This is a genomic window from Williamsia sp. z71 (assembly GCF_059553375.1).
Genome location: NZ_JCANWX010000002.1, coordinates 458,573 through 473,910, shown reverse-complemented (window position 1 = coordinate 473,910; position 15,338 = coordinate 458,573). Strand labels below are relative to the sequence as shown.

Annotated in this window: 12 protein-coding genes and 1 pseudogene; 3 read left to right on the top strand and 10 right to left on the bottom strand. The window is 63.2% G+C overall.

All coding sequences use genetic code 11. The features are described 5' to 3' along the window. Positions 1-7: 7 nt before the first annotated feature. Both AC51GR_RS06370 and AC51GR_RS06365 read right to left on the bottom strand, forming a co-directional pair. The gene (locus AC51GR_RS06370) at positions 8-847 is read right to left on the bottom strand and encodes an SDR family NAD(P)-dependent oxidoreductase (RefSeq protein WP_496323750.1); all 840 of its coding nucleotides are present in this window, start codon (positions 845-847) and stop codon (positions 8-10) included. A gap of 165 nt (positions 848-1,012) precedes the next feature. Beyond that, positions 1,013-2,195, bottom strand: a pseudogene (locus AC51GR_RS06365) (amidohydrolase family protein). Positions 2,196-2,366: 171 nt separating this feature from the next. On the opposite strand from AC51GR_RS06365, the gene AC51GR_RS06360 reads away from it, so the two are divergent. Next, positions 2,367-2,927 (top strand): FKBP-type peptidyl-prolyl cis-trans isomerase, encoded by a 561-nt coding sequence (locus tag AC51GR_RS06360; protein WP_496323749.1) that lies wholly within the window; start codon positions 2,367-2,369, stop codon positions 2,925-2,927. Positions 2,928-2,954: 27 nt separating this feature from the next. Here the strand turns inward: AC51GR_RS06360 and AC51GR_RS06355 are convergent, their stop codons facing one another. Genes AC51GR_RS06355 through AC51GR_RS06335 form a run of 5 tightly spaced genes read right to left on the bottom strand, consistent with a single transcriptional unit; the run spans position 2,955 to position 9,264 of the window. Beyond that, the gene (locus AC51GR_RS06355; RefSeq protein WP_496323748.1) at positions 2,955-4,022 is read right to left on the bottom strand and encodes a lipocalin-like domain-containing protein; all 1,068 of its coding nucleotides are present in this window, start codon (positions 4,020-4,022) and stop codon (positions 2,955-2,957) included. 52 nt (positions 4,023-4,074) lie between these two features. Further along, a complete protein-coding gene (locus tag AC51GR_RS06350) occupies positions 4,075-5,550 on the bottom strand; it encodes an aldehyde dehydrogenase family protein (RefSeq protein WP_496323747.1) in 1,476 nt (491 codons plus the stop codon). Then, a complete protein-coding gene (gene hmgA / locus AC51GR_RS06345; protein ID WP_496323746.1) occupies positions 5,547-6,869 on the bottom strand; it encodes a homogentisate 1,2-dioxygenase in 1,323 nt (440 codons plus the stop codon). The genes AC51GR_RS06350 and hmgA overlap by 4 nt, the downstream gene beginning before the upstream one ends. Then, positions 6,866-8,155, bottom strand: a complete 1,290-nt coding sequence (locus tag AC51GR_RS06340; protein ID WP_496323745.1) for an oxygenase MpaB family protein — start codon at positions 8,153-8,155, stop codon at positions 6,866-6,868. The genes hmgA and AC51GR_RS06340 overlap by 4 nt, the downstream gene beginning before the upstream one ends. After that, positions 8,152-9,264, bottom strand: a complete 1,113-nt coding sequence (locus AC51GR_RS06335; protein WP_496323744.1) for an alpha/beta hydrolase — start codon at positions 9,262-9,264, stop codon at positions 8,152-8,154. The genes AC51GR_RS06340 and AC51GR_RS06335 overlap by 4 nt, the downstream gene beginning before the upstream one ends. A 326-nt stretch (positions 9,265-9,590) precedes the next feature. On the opposite strand from AC51GR_RS06335, the gene AC51GR_RS06330 reads away from it, so the two are divergent. Beyond that, positions 9,591-11,288, top strand: coding sequence for an HNH endonuclease signature motif containing protein (locus AC51GR_RS06330; protein ID WP_496323743.1), 1,698 nt, complete (start codon positions 9,591-9,593; stop codon positions 11,286-11,288). Between the two features lie 19 nt (positions 11,289-11,307). Here the strand turns inward: AC51GR_RS06330 and AC51GR_RS06325 are convergent, their stop codons facing one another. Continuing rightward, positions 11,308-13,212: a multicopper oxidase family protein gene (locus tag AC51GR_RS06325; RefSeq protein ID WP_496324104.1), complete on the bottom strand. Its 1,905-nt coding sequence runs from the start codon at positions 13,210-13,212 to the stop codon at positions 11,308-11,310. A gap of 156 nt (positions 13,213-13,368) precedes the next feature. Between AC51GR_RS06325 and AC51GR_RS06320 the strand changes: the two genes are divergently transcribed. Further along, a complete protein-coding gene (locus tag AC51GR_RS06320) occupies positions 13,369-13,935 on the top strand; it encodes a TetR/AcrR family transcriptional regulator (protein ID WP_496323742.1) in 567 nt (188 codons plus the stop codon). 24 nt (positions 13,936-13,959) lie between these two features. On the opposite strand, the gene AC51GR_RS06315 is transcribed toward AC51GR_RS06320, so the two are convergent. Together AC51GR_RS06315 and AC51GR_RS06310 are read right to left on the bottom strand one after the other, a co-directional pair. Next, positions 13,960-14,523: a dihydrofolate reductase family protein gene (locus AC51GR_RS06315; protein WP_496323741.1), complete on the bottom strand. Its 564-nt coding sequence runs from the start codon at positions 14,521-14,523 to the stop codon at positions 13,960-13,962. A gap of 126 nt (positions 14,524-14,649) precedes the next feature. Further along, positions 14,650-15,291: a biliverdin-producing heme oxygenase gene (locus AC51GR_RS06310; RefSeq protein WP_496323740.1), complete on the bottom strand. Its 642-nt coding sequence runs from the start codon at positions 15,289-15,291 to the stop codon at positions 14,650-14,652. Positions 15,292-15,338: the final 47 nt, after the last annotated feature.

Below are 15,338 nucleotides of genomic sequence, written 5' to 3'. Positions count from 1 at the left end.
TCGGTGGTCACTTCTGCAGGCTGTTGTTGCCGTGCGCGGAGCGGGACTGCGCCACAAAACGAATGGACATCTTCTGCATCATCCCCGGAGCGAGTCGCGCGAACCTCCAGGCCATCCGTGAGCGTGCCGGTGTCACCAGCAGGGCGCGGTTCCGTTCGATGGCGCGCAATGTATCGCGGGCGAGTCGATCCGGATCGTGAAAGTTCTTGGTTCCCTGTCCCTGCCGGAAGAAGTCGCGTCCGTCGAAGTCGCCGACCGCGCCCTTCTCGATGATCGGCGTCTCCACCGCACCGGGACAGATCGCCAGAACTCCGATGCCATGTGCGGCCGCCTCGGTGCGCAGGGCGAGTGAGAGTCCGACCACTGCGTGCTTGGTCATCACGTAGCTGGTGATCTGACCGGTCGCCGCCAGCCCCGCCATCGAGGCGGTGTTGATGATGTGGCCGCTGCGCTGGTGGATCATCACCGGGTACGCAGCCGAAACACCATGCACGACACCGCGGATGTTGATGTCGATGATGGCATTCCACTGGTCCAGAGTCAGTAGCTCGGTGTCACCGCCGAAGAGGATCCCGGCATTGTTGAACATCAGATCCAGGCGGCCGCAGCGCTCGACGACGTCGTCGACAACCGCCCGGACAGCGTCGGCATCCGTGACGTCCAACCGTTCGGCACGCGCCGTTCCGTCGCCCACCGCCGATGTCGCCACCGCGCGGGCCGCATCCGGATCGATGTCGGTACAGGTCACGTCAGCACCGGCGGCAACGAGAGCGCGGGTCAGAGCGGCACCGATTCCGGACCCACCGCCGGTGACAATCGCAACTTTGCCGGCAAATGTTCCGCTCATGGGCGCAACCATACGGTAAGCCCAACTGCGATACGTGCGATTTCGGCACGGTCAACGGTGATTTCGGCACGCTCGGCGGAACCCTTCCGTCGACCGTGCCGAAATCACCGTCGAGCGTGCCGAAAATGCAAGAGTTTCAGGAGCTTTCGGCAACCGCCGGCGGGGTCAGTGGTCGATACCCATCAGATCGAGCACGTTGGTTCGCATGATCTGGTCGATCTCGACCTCACTGAAGCCCTCGAGTTCGTGGATGAAATCGAGGGGCGTCTCCAGCCCCTCGCCATGGGGCCAGTCCGAACCGAACATCACCCGGTCGGCCCCCATCACCTCGACGAGTTTCGGGACGTCGTCCTCGTAGTACGGCGAGACCCACAGGTGCCTGCGCAGGGTGTCCCCGGGATCCTCGGTGAACAGCCACGGCGCCTGGTTGGCGAGTTTGCGCAAGCGTTTGAGCAGCACATGCACCCAGTCCGAACCATTTTCGATGCTCGCCACCCGCAGCTTTGGATGGCGGGTGAACACACCACCGACGACGAGGCTCGCGATGGTGTCGTGGATCGCCCGATCCGAGACCACGAGCGAGGCCAGTGGATCGTTGTAGCGAAAGGGTGCAAACTTCGGTGGTCCACCCCAGGCCGCGCCCAGGAACTCGGTGTACCCACTGTCGCTGAGATGGAACGCGACCGGGATGTCGGCTTCGGCGAGTTTGGCCCAGACCTTGTCATATCGCGGATCACCGAACGCCTTGGACGTTCCGTGACCGGCCGGTATCGGCGCCGGACGCACCGAGACGATGCGGACATCGCGCTCGATCAGGCGATCGATCTCTTCGAGCGCCCCGTCGGGGTCGGCAAACGACAGCATCGGCGTCGCGAAGATCCGGCCCTGATACGCATATCCCCAGTCCTCGTCCAGCCAGCAATTGAAGGCGGTGATGCTCGCCATCGTCGCCGGTATGTCGTGCTTGAGCGCTTCCTCGACACCGCATGCCAGGGTGGGCAGAAGAATCACACCCGCCATCTGTTGCTTCTCGATCATCTCCAGCCGCAGGTCCCGGTCCTGGTAGGCAGGATTGAGCGGTTCGACCTTCGACAGACTCCGAGGGATCCACCCCCTCCGGGATCTCGCCACGGAACAGCGCGTCCAGGCAGCCCGGAACGATCACCGGATCAAACGTGGGATTGGGCACGAACTCGAACAGCTTTCCACCGGCGAGCAGTTCGGTGTGGGTGCCCCGAGTGATGATCTCGATGCCCCGCCTCTTGTACTTCGGGTCGAGATGACGGGTGAAGGCGTCGATCTTCTCGTAATAGTGGTTGTCACAGTCAACCGGGCGATCGTAGGAGATCTTGCTTCCTTGCCGAGCGTCAGAAACCCTCGTCACCGTGCACCTCCACTGAAGGGTTCGATTCACAAAAGCGATACTGTCCGCCTTGCGGTTGCCTTAACAGTAACCGGGCGCGAGTCGGCTTGTCCACCGTCCGACCGAAGCCTCAGGCGGGGCTGTTAAGTTCACCCCATGTTCTCCAAGCGCCTCACCATGGCCCTCGTGGCCTCGTCATCACTACTGCTGCTGACCGCCTGTGGTTCCGACGACAGCTCGTCCGACAACACCGCGTCCTGCCCCACCGCGTCGCCGGCCGGCAACGTCGCGTCGGAGTGGACCTTCGACGGCACCACCGGTTCGGTGGAGGTCACCGGATCGACAGACGACGCTGCCCCCGAAGTGACTGTTACCGAGCCATTTTCGGTCGACGCAACCACCGTGCAGACCCTGACCGAGGGAAACGGCGCCATTGTCGCCGAGACCGCCGAGGTGTCGGTCTGCTACATGGGCGTCAACGGCCGCGACGGCACCGTCTTCGACAGCAGCTACGAGCGCGGCGCACCGGTCGAGTTCCCGCTGACCGGTGTCGTCAAGGGCTTCCAGAAGGCCATCGCCGGGCAGAAGGTCGGCTCCACCGTCGCCGTGGCGATGACCCCCGACGACGGCTACGGCGCCACCGGGAACCCGCGCGCCGGCATCGAGGGCGACGACACCCTGATCTTCGCCATCAAGATCCTCGACGTCACCGGCTGACCCCAAACCCCTAAACGCTCGGTGTGGTCAGCGCAGGGCAACAAGTTCGTGGAGCGTCGTCCCGGTGCGATGGTGGGTCTGATCGCCGTCGATGATCGTCAGTTCGAACCTCGATTGGAACCGGAAATATCCCGGGTGCCCGATCAGCCGATACGCGAGCGGGCGCAGCAGTTTGCTGCCGACCACCGGGATGTCGTCCAGGAAGTCGTGGGCGTGTAGTACGCGATGGACATCGAGGCGAAGTTCCAGACTGCCGGGCACCATCAGCGAAATCCAGGTGGGATAGCTGCGATTGGCCACCTCGTCGAACGCAGTCGGCCCGGTGGTGAACTCGACCTCGCCAGTGCTCAGGACGATGGAATCGTTGTGCGCGAGCATCAGTGGCTGGATCGCGTGCGATCCGAACTTCTCCTGAGTCTTCACCGATGCGTACAGCAGCGAGTAATCGTCCACGTAGAGCCGACCCCAGTGCCAGCAGTCGATGACCCGTTTCATGTCGCCGACGCCCCAGTTGTGGTCGGCGTAGCCGCGCCCGGTCGCGTCGATGGTCGTAGCACCCAGCTTCACGGTTCCGGTGACGCTTGCCCGGGGTGCGCCGACCATCCAGCCGAAGGAATGCTTTGCACCGAAATGTGTTTCACCACGTCCCGGCATCCATGGCTGCAACTCATTGGTGAAGGTGAGGTCGAACGTCACGTCCTCTTCCTGGATGAAGACGTGGTAGCTCGGTAACCCACCTTCATCTGGGAAGCTCACGCGCGCAGTGTTCTTGCCGATCCGCACATCGCACTTCTCTTCGGAGAAGAACGACTCCCCGCGTGGGTATTTCTTGGCGATCTCCCGCCGGGTGCCGTCCGGGGCATAGATGATGATCTCGACCCACGGCCGGCATTTGGGCGGGTCCTCGGGCCGCCGCTTGTTCAGGAACGCGACCACGGTGTGACCGTCGTCCAATTGGGCATCGAAATACCAGTGCTCGAATGCCGCGCCACCTGAACTGAGGTGTACTGCATTGTTTTTCGGTGATGCGTCGGTGATCACCCCGTCCTTGCGGCCGGGGCCGTTCCAGGCTTCGACGATGTCCACGGTTGCCATGATCTCACTCCGTTGTTGGTATTGATCGTGTTCTGACCGATTTTGACCCGGGTCAGAAGGCCAGGTGGACGGTCTTTTCTTCGGTATGCGCCAGCAGACCGGCCTGGCCGAGTTCGCGGCCATAGCCGCTGGCCTCGCGACCACCCCACGGAAGCTGCGGCTCCGGCACGCCCCAGCCGTTCACCCACACCATGCCCACCCGGAGCCGCGGGATCACCGAGTGTGCGGTGGACAGGCTCGACGTATAGATCATCGCGTTGAGCCCGTACTTGGTTGCATTGGCAAGGCGCACAGCCTCATCGGTGTCGCGGAAGGTGATGACCGTGGCCACCGGGCCGAAGATCTCCTCGCGGGCGATCGTCAGGTCGTTGGTACCGCGGAACACGGTCGGTTCGACGAAGAAGCCCGGACCGTCGATCCGGTTGCCGCCGGTGATCAGCTCGGCCTCCTGCTTACCCTTCTCGATGTAACCCATCACCCGGTTGAGTTGCTTCTCGTTCACGATCGTTCCCATCGTGCTCGACGGGTCCATCGGATCGCCGATCACCGCAGCGCGTGCCGCCTCGGTCAATCCCTCGACGACCTGATCGGCGATCGACTCGTGGACCAGCACCCTGGTACCGGCCGCGCACACCTGTCCCTGGTGGTAGAAGTTGCCCATCGCGATCCAGAACATCGCGGCGTCCAGATCGGCGTCCGGGAAGATGAGCTGCGGCGATTTCCCACCGAGCTCCAATGTCATCTTGCGGAACTTGTCACCGGCCAGCGGCTGGATCTGTTTGCCGACCCGCGCCGACCCGGTGAACGAGATCTTGTCGATACCGGCATGTCCGGCGAGCGCAGCACCGGCTTCGTCACCGAGTCCGGTGACCACGTTGAGTACACCATCCGGAAGTCCTGCCTCGCTGAACAATTCGGCCAGGCGAATGGTCGACAGCGACGCGTCCTCGGCGGGCTTGACGACCGCGGTACATCCGGCGGCCAGGGCCGGAGCCAGCTTCCATGCAGCGATGACCAGCGGGTTGTTCCAGGGGGTGATCGCACCGACCACGCCCACCGGCTGTCGCAGGGTGAAGCCGAATCGGTGCTGCCCGGCGATGTCCGGCAGCTGCGCGGTGGATCCGCCGATCTTGTCGGCCCACCCCGCGAAGTGCCGGAAGACGGCGGCCGCGGCCGGCACGTCCCCGTTCACGGTATCCACGTACAGCTTGCCCATCTCGATCGATTCCAGCGCCGAGATGTTCTCTGCATCGGCCTCGATGAGGTCCGCCACCCGGGTCAGCACCCGGCCCCGCTCATGCGCGGGCATGGTTGCCCACGGCCCCTCTTCGAACTGTGCGCGGGCAACACCGACGGCCTCGTCGATATCAGCGGCATTGCCCGCCGGGAGTTCGACAACCAGTGACTCATCGGCCGGATTGATGGATTGATAGGTCTGTCCACCGGATGACGGACGTACCTGTCCCCCGATCCGCAGCCCCGCCTCGGGGAGCACGGGTGATTTCGGCCGGACTGCTGCAGCTGTCATGAGGACTCCCTTGTCGATGGTTGAAAGTTGCGGCGCAGACCGGACCAGACGCCGTCGTAGTCGTTCTGCCGATGTGCGGCCGCCATGGCGAACTCGGTGACGACCAGCGGCCACCGGGTCTCGAACATGAAAGCCAATGAGTTGTCGAACTTTTGCGGTGCGAGTTCCGCATTGCTTCCGGCTTCGAAGGTCTGCAGGTCTGGTCCGTGCGCGGCGAACATGTTGTGCAGACTCGATCCACCGGGGACGAAGCCCTCTGCCTTCGAATCGTGAACGCCGTGGATGAGCCCCATGAACTCGGTCATCACGTTGCGATGAAAGTGCGGCGGCCGGAACGTGTGCTCCCCCACCACCCAGCGCGGCGGGAAGGCCACGAAATCGACGTTCGCCTGCCCGGGCCGTTCTGACACCGACGTCAGGACCGTGAAGATCGACGGGTCGGGATGGTCCCAGCCGAGCGTCCCCATCACGTTGAACTGCGACAGGTCATATTTGTAGACGCCGTGGCTGCCGTGCCACGCCACCACGTCCAGCGGCGAATGATCCAGGTCGGTGGCCCAGAGATGTCCACCGAACTTGTTGACCCACTGCATATTGCGTGCGACGTCCTCGAACGCGGCAACGGGGTGGTGGAAGTGCCGCGCATGGGCCAGACCATTGGCACCGATCGGCCCCATCTCCGGCAGTTCGAAATAGGCGCCGTAGTTCTCGCAGATGTACCCCGATACCAGGTCGTCGGCGATGTCGACGGAGAACTTGATGCCCCGTCCGATGACCACGATCTCACCCGGACCGACGCCGAGCACCCCGAGTTCGGTGCGGACCGTCAGTTCACCGGATTGCGGCACGATCAGCAGTTCACCGTCGGCGTTCGAGAAGTAGCGGTCGGTCATCGACGTTGTTGCCGAGTACAGATGCACAGCGATTCCGGTGCGTGTCAACACATCACCGTTGGCGGCGACGGTATGGATGCCATCGAGGAAATCGACCGGCCCGGTCGGCGCCGGCAACGGATCCCAACGCAGCCGGTTCGGGTCAGCAGGTTCGCTGATCGGCGCACTACGCATTCTGCCGTCGTCGATACGGGTGAACGGGCGGTGCGCTGCGCTCGGCATGATCCGGTACATCCACGTGCGCCGGTTGATCGTTCGGGGCTCGGTGAACGCGGTGCCCGAGATCTGTTCCGCGAACAGCCCCATCGGCGCGCGTTGTGGCGAGTTCTGGCCGGTGACCAGCGCACCGGGTATCGCCTCGGACCAGTGCTCATTGCCGAAACCGGTCAGGTACTGCAGTTCTGGCCTGATGTTCGACGCAGTCATCGGCGCAGCGCCCCCGAGGCGTCGAACTCTGATTCCCGGCCGTCCATCTGAGCGCGATACCAGTTCTCCCGATGACGGCGCATGAGCTTTTCGTGGTGCCGGGCCAACGGGGGAATCAGTCGTCGCAGGAGTTCGTAGACCGTCACCGCCGGTAGCCGCGCGACCAGCCACAGTAGTCCAGGGACCGCACTGGGCATGTCGTACTTCTTTCGCGTCCACGGCATCATGAAGACTGCTGAATACGCCGAATAGATCATGCCGTTGTACTGCTCCCGGAGCTTCTTCACTCCGGTATGCCCACATCGCGGCGCGAACGCTCTGGGGAACGATTCGATGAGCTCGGCACCGTGCTCACCCGCATCGTGACTGCGCGACACTGCGACCAGCAGAAGGAGTCGCAACGAGTCGGCAATGGTCTCCGGGTGCCATCTGGTCCGCACACCGAGCACGTGACCCATGTACTTCTGGAAGTGGATCAGGTCGCGTATCTCTCTTGCCGGCGTCTGTATTCCGACCAGCCGCAGGGCAAGAGCCGGTGCCACGCTGCCGCCGAGCAGGGTCAGCAGCATGTAGGTCTGACTGATCGGGATCCCCCACTTCTCGGTGTCCCATTCCGGATGTTCCGCCACCCGCCGGCGCACCGACACGTGCATCACCCGCACCAGCATTGCCGTCTCCCGGCCTTTGCTGCCGCGGGTCAGCAACGCGTGCGGTTCCGAGACGTCGATCCAGAACCGAGCCGTCTCGAGGAATCTGCGCAACGCGTTGTCACCGGCGTACCCACCGGCCAGCGACAGCGGGGTCGCCACCGACGATTCGGTGTACATCTCGAGAGTTATCCCGCCGGCAACACTGAACAGCATTGTTCCCCAACGCCGCCAGATCGCCGCACCCCGTTCGACGATTTCGGGATCCACCCAGTCCGGCACGTGCTCGAACTCGTCGAAAAGGGCCACCATCGACTCCGGCGGATCAGCGACCGCCGAAATGCCCTCGGCCAAGGCCTGTTGCAGCATCGCCCGTCCGCGGGCGGCTCCGATCTCTCCGTAGAACACCTCGTCGACAAACCGTTCCGCGACGGGATCCGCCGTGAACATGTCCGCGCAGATGTCGTGGATCTGTTGCTGCGTCGGGAACATCTCGGCCCGGAAGAGCCTGCGTACCACCGCCTGCGCCCGCCGGACACCCGGCGAGTTCATCCCCTCCTCGTAGCGGAACGCCGTCGGATGCCTCCCGTTGTCGAGGGCGGATACAGCAGTTGCAGTGACGGTTTCGTCGATGGTCATGATTCGAACCCCTTTCCGTCGAAGCCCTCTGCAAGTTCACGCTTGATGAGCCAGGCTTTGAGGTCTTCGACGATCATCGGCAGGCCACCGGGTTGATCGACGAGGTAATGGTTGAGGTTGTCGAGCTCCACCAGCGACGCCTGCGGATCCGCCGACGCCTCGTACATGCCCCGCGAGTCACTGACAAATGCGGCCTGATCGGCGCGCAGACACACAACCGTGGTCGGCGTCGTGACAGTCTTCAGGTTGCGCAGCGCATCGGCGTTGGTGCGATCGAAACTCCAAGTGCTCAACCATGATCGGACGGTGCTGAACCGGGCCAAGCCACCGGCCGCCATGTTCGCTGAGGCGGGGTCGCCGTACATACTCCCGGTCGCCCGGTCGCTGGGATCGATCGTAAGGTCGACAAATCGCGGGTCGCCAACGGTGCGATGGACAACAAAAGCCCGATCGGCAGCGCCATTCCGGTCGAGCACCGCGAGCTGGTCGAGTGCCCATGCATCGATCCGGCGGATTCGGCGAAGCTGTGCGTCGCGGTATTCCGCCACCCAGTCCGGATCCAGCGGAGCCGTCCGTGCCGGGTTGTAGAGATTCAGGTGCTCGTCTGTCTCAAAGGGATTCGCCTCGTCGACCACGGAACCATCGATCCAGTGTCGCAGCACCCGCGCCCGGCCCGGGTGCGCTCCGATCAGGGCAAGACCGTCAGCGGGCACGAGCCCGGACAGGTCGACCGGATCGCCCGCAGGCGTCTGCGTGACATCGTTGTCCAGCGCTTGGGCCTGGTAGAACGCAGCCAACGATCCCCCGCCGCTGAATCCGAGGATGACAACTTTCTCGAAGCCCAGCTCTTCGCGCATCCACCGCACACCACAACCGAGGTCCAGAGCGGCCCGTTCCATGATCAAGGCGGGCTCATTGGTGCTGTAGCGCGTATTGATCCCCATGATCGGGACGCCGGCCTCAGCAAACCCGCGGAGTAGAAAGTGGGTCAGGAAGTTGGACGCGGGATGAGCCATGATCAGACCCACCCGCTTCGAGTGACCTTCTGGTGCAACAAAATTGGCGGGCAATGTCGGATAGTGACGGGTCAGCCCCGAATGACTCTCCACCCGCCCATCCGTGGCGGGTTCGAACGGTATTCGCTGAAAACTGTCACCGATCGTCAACCCTGGGCTCACTTCCTGTTTCGGCGTGGCACAACTGGTGATCGAGACAACTCAATCGCATGTGCGATCCAGATCACATTTCGTGACCGTACCATACCGAAGGGTATGTTTTGAAGCGCTGGCACCGGAGCGCAGACCGCGGGAGGCGACGCGCCGGACGCCGGCGAACTCGAACCGGACAGCGCCGCATGCTCGCCGAGGTGAACTCCACGCCAAACCGCATCCACAAACTCCATCGCTTGTCAGACGCCCCGTCTAGAATCAAATGTATGTTCGAGGGGGAGATTGAAGATGCAGGTGGGGGCGACGAAATCGGCCCTGTCGAGTCACTGGGTGTCAACGAGTTGCTGCGTAACACCGAACTCGCGATGGCGCAGCAGTCGAGGATGGAGTGGGAACGCTACGCCGCTGCGGCGATGCTGCACCGACATCTCGTCGAGCCCACCGCCGGGTCTGAGGCGGAGATGCGGCCGCTGGATCCGTTCGCGCAGTGCGCAGCGAGATTATCTGCGGCACAGGGGCTGACACAACGAACTGCGGAGTTGCAGATCAATCGCGGGGTGGCGTTGCGCGATCGCCTGCCTGCGGTCAATGCGTTGCTGAAAGCCGGGCGCATCGCTTCGCACCATATTCCTGACATCATCGCCCGGACCGAGTTGATCGAGGGCTCAGCCCACATGGCCGATATCGATGCTGCGATCGCTGAAGCGCTGGGTCGGCGGGGGTCGTGGTCGAAGGGCCGGATGCGGGACATGGTCGATGCCATCATCTTTCGCCGGGATCCGGACCTGGTTCGTAAGAACCGGGAGGATGCGAAAAACAATCGTGGGGTGTGGGCCAACAACACCGAACACGGCATGGCGGTTTTGGATGCGCATTCCACGGCTGAGGAATTGACGTTGATCATGGCGCGGTTGGAAAAACTGGCGATGGCCACCTGTAAGGCTGATCCGCGGAAGCGGTCTGATCGGATGGCCGATGCGTTGTTCGCCACGGTGATGGGCCGTGAGTTCCGCTGTGAATGCCCGAATGATCCGAAGCATCCCTGCACCGCTGAGATCATCACCGTTCCTGCCGGACAGGTGGTTACGGGTGTGGATGTGAAGATCGTGCTGCATGTGATCGCTGATCAGGCCACCGTCGACGGTCGCGCCGAAAATCCAGGCTTCATGGACGGACACGGCGTGATTTCCGGCGATCATGTTCGTGATATCGCTGCTCGTCCCGAGACAGTGCAGCGGCCGATGGGCAACAAACCTGCACCCGCGCCTGAGCCTCAGCCCGAACAGGAGACGCCAAAACCGAAGCGGCCGAGGTTATACATGCGCGGACCGCAGCACCCGCCAGCCGAGAGGGGCAGCAACGACAGCACGATCGTCACCGCCCCGTTCCCGCAGGTGATTCCGCTGCCGGCCACCCAACCCGGTGACCAGTACCGGCCGTCAGCTGTGCTCGACAGTTTCCTTCGGATCCGGGATGTCTATTGCATGTGGCCCGGCTGTGAGCACAAGGCCTGGGGCGCCGATCTGGACCACACCTGCGAGTACAACCACAACGATCCCGAGGCCGGTGGCTGCACCCATCCGTCAGAGATGAAGACGCTGTGCCGTTTTCACCACCTGCTCAAGACCTACTCCGACTGGCTCGATGACCAGTACCCCGACCCTCGGACGGGGCGGACACGGCTGATCTTCACCACCCCCGAACACCGCAACTACCACGGCCCGGGATGGACCGGCGACGACCTGTTCCCGACACTGAGGTTGATCGTCTTCGACAACCAACGCGGCTCACCGAAAACATCGCCGCCAACATCACCGCCAAGATCGCAGCCGCGCACCGCTGCCAAACACGCACGCCGTCAACAAGAACGACTCGCCAACCGTCGCCAGCGCGAACTGGCAAAGCAACTCAAGCGGGAACGCCGCGAAGAACGAGGAAGGAATGAACCGCCGCCGACGTTCTGACGCTAGGCAATTGCAACGGTTATTCGACCGTCCGGAACCTGAGCATCATGTCGTGATCTTCGTGATCGAGAAGGTGGCAGTGCCAGACATAGCCTTGCAGCATCGCCGGTGTGCCGCCGTGCTCATCGGAGTGCTGATGATGCGAGGGCGCAGCCGGAGCAGGAGCCGGAGCAGGAAGATCCGGTCCTTCCTCCACCGCAACAGGATCATCCACAACTGGGGGCTCAGCGACAGGAAGATTCACCGGCAAAGCGGTCGGGTCGGAAGAGAAGGTCGCATCGGGATCGAATTGGAGTTCTTCGGCGGTCGGGAAGCGGACAACGATCCTGGTCACGGTTCCCGGATCGACCCATACGGTGTCTTTCCAGCCGGCTTCCCATCGCGCAGGCACCACCATCGGGCCGGAGAGGAAGCCGGCCGGATCGGGTGTCCACTTCACGCCGATTGCCGGCTGCGGATGTGCCGCCTGATATTCGACGGTCCGCAGCGGGGTGCGGCCGAGGATGCGGAACATCACCAGGTGGATATGGATCGGATGCGGATCATCGGTGATGTTGACAATGTTCCAGATCTCGGTGGTCCCCTGCTTCGGCGCCTCGATCTGCGGATCCGAGAACCGAAGGTTGTTGAGCGACATGATGGCAGGCGGATTTCGGAGCGCGTAGGGCTGGCTGACCGTGACAGTGCGCTGCGATGTCGGCTTTGCCAATGGCGGCAACGCCTCTGGCAGGCCATACCCACCACGGAGTTCCGTCGGAACCGGCTGGGTGAAACCCGCCCCGCCAGTGGACTTGAAGCGGCAGAACACGGGCATTGCCACAGCGCCCAGGATCTTGGCCTGGAATGGCGGCGCCTCGTCATTGCAGAGCTCCACGGTTTCGCCAGCAGACATTCCGGAGAAGTCGACCAACAGGTCAAAGCGTTCGGCCGGGGCGACTTTGATCGAGCGGACAGGTTCCGGAGCGCCCAACAGCCCATGGTCGTTGCCGATCACCCAGAACTGCATCTTGTTGGAGAAGAACAGATTCCACACACTGAAGGATGCGGCATTGATGAGCCGGAAGCGATAGAGCCCACGATCGACTTCCAACTGCGGCCAGGCCTTGCCATTGACCAGACCGACGTCGCCGACCGCACCACCCTCCCAACCACCCTCCGGCACGAACAGAGTCGAGCGAAGGCTCTGGAACCCGTTCGCGCCGAACAGCTTCTCCTGCAGGATCAGTGGCATCTCGTGGTCTCCGGCGGGAAGACCCAGCGGGTTGTTCTCCCGGCCGGTGTCGTAGCCGTCTCGCAAAAAGTACATACCGGCCAGTCCCGCAGCCACGTTGGCACGCGTGATGCCCATCGCGTGGTCGTGATACCAGAGGTGGCCGGCTTCCTGTCGATGCGGGAAGAAGTGAGTTGCCGTCCCACCACCCGGCAGCAAGACTCGCTGCGGGTGTCCATCGCTGTCGGGTGCGCTGACCCCTCCGTGGAGATGAAGGTTCGTCGGCGGACGCGTTCGCCACGACTCGGCGACGCCGTGAAGCGATGTATCCAGATCGACGCCAAAAGGATGGCCGTCAATGGCATTTGTGAGGGTGACGACACCCGGCTCATCAACGTGCGCCTCAATCGTCGGGCCCAGATACGGCATGTCGTTGAACCCGAAAGCCGGCGAGGCGGGCAGATCGGCGTGGAACTTGGCGCGCGTGGTCCTGGCTGTCAGGTGCAATTCGCTGCCACTGATCACCGGAGGTCGAGGCATCTCGTCGACAAACTTGCGCATCGGCGGCGAATGAAAGAGAAGCGGGCTGTCGAATGGCGGATCCGGAATCGGCGGCGCCGCACCGGCAACGCCTGTGCGGGTCGCAACGAAGCCTGCTGCGGCCGCGACTGCCGCACCTCGTAGTGCGGTACGGCGATCGATCTGCTTGCTCAAATTCACCCGACCTCCGATCCGCCCCGATTGAGGCGGCCGTCACACCACCCTACTGCATGGTATGGGCGAAGTCGCCCGCCGAACGATCGCCGTATGATCGAATTCATGCTCCCGAATCACGACATCTCTGCTGGATGCGATTGGCAGGCGCGGTAATTGGCCACCCAACCGAAGCGGGATACGAGCTCACGGCTCTCGATGCAGGACTGGCTCGCGGCTGCCCTTGATCTCCTCATCCGCGAAGGTGTGGGTCAGGTCAAGATCAGCCGCCTCTGCGAAGAACTCCGCGTGACGAAGGGCAGTTTCTACTGGCACTTCGAGGACATCAACGCGCTGATGAACGCGCTCGCCGATCATTGGAAGACCACTCAGGTCGAGGCCCTGCGCGGCCTGGCCGACATCGAAAACATCCCCGCCGATCAAAGGCTAGAGCAGATGGCCGGCATGCTGGTCGAACGCAACTGGTCGGTCGAGGCCGCGATCAGAGAATGGGCGCTCCGGAACGAAGAGGTTGCCAAGTCTGTCCGTGAACTCGATCGCCGGATCTTCGACCTCGTCCGCGAAGCACTGATCGAACTGAACCTCAGCGAAGAGGACGCGCGATTGCGCGCCGGACTACTTGTCTACGCGGGCATCGGGTTCATCCACGGCCATGCCAGCCTCCCGACGCCGACCAGCGACGACATCCGCGCATTGTTCGCGATCCTCGTCGACGGCCGGTGATCCGGTTCCCCTCAGTGCGGATGCTCAGTGCAAGACCTCGAAAACCTGCTTGCTGATGCCGTTGCCGTACACGTCGTGATCGGTGAGCTTCAGCTTGGTGGCGTCCTTGTCGGCATCGCTGAACAGACGCTTGCCCGCGCCGAGCAGCAGCGGGAACACCAGCAGGTGGTACCGGTCGACCAGGCCGGCGTCGGCGAGGCTGCGACCGAGAGTCGCGCTGCCGTGCACCGCAATCGGCCCGCCCTCGGTTTCCTTGAGCGCGGCCACCTCATCGACCGACCTCAGAATCGTGGCCGGCCAGCGCTCATCGTCCGATTCCAGCGTGGTGGAGACCACGTACCGGGGCATCGCGTTGTACCCGGCGAAGTCGTCCATCGTGGGCCATACCGGCGCAAACGCCTCGTACGAGGTCCGGCCCAGCAACAGGGCGGTGGTCTCCTGCTGTTCAGCGCCCTTGATCTCGTAGGCCGCCGGGTCGAACTCGACGTCCTTGAAGGTCCAGCCGGCGTTCCGGTAGCCCGCTTCGCCGCCCGGGGCCTCCATGACTCCGTCCAGCGAGACAAAAGCAGTGACGATCAGGGTGCGCATGGTGATTCTCCTTGTTGAGTGGTTCGACAATCACGGTTGAGTGATTCCTACACCCACGTCGAATGAACGTCCCTCATATCGACAACAACACCCGGAGAAAATCATCGGCGGGAAATCATCGGCGCTTCAGCCGGTGTGCACACCCAGTTCGGCGAACAACGCCTCGTTGAAACCGAAGGCCCGCACTGCCTCATCGAGAAGTCGCGTCACCGATTCCTCATCGAGGTCCAACCGGTCGATCGACTCGGCGTAGGCATCCTTGAACCGCTTCAGTTTGTCGATGTCGAAGTTGTAGAAGCTCAGCACCTCGTCGGTCATCCCGTAGTGCAGCTTCAGCCGGCTCCGCACGATCTGACCGCCCGAGAGGTCGCCCAGGTACCGCGTGTAGTGATGTGCCAGAAAGGCAACCGGGTCCGCGGCAGCGTCCCGGATGCAGGCCACGTACTGCGCCGTCGACGGCAACATCTCGATGTCGGGCACCGAGATCCCGAGCGCGTCGAGATCGGCGGCGAGCCGCGGCAGTCGGCGCAGTCGTTCGTCCATCACCGCACCGGCGATGGGATCGTCGACCAGCTGATCACACACCGATTCCAGCGCCTCGTAGATGAAGTACTGCTGTGCCGCCATCGCCCGGTACGCGTCGACGCCGAGCTCACCCTCCATGAGGTTTCCGATGAACGCTGCGCCTTCGGCACGCGTGTGCGCACTGGCCGTTGCGGCACGGAGCCGATCCATCGTCGTCCCCGCTGCAACAGGTGTTTCAGTCATCGCGTCCCTCTTTCGAGCCGACCGGTTGAACATCCCGGAGTTAGGTC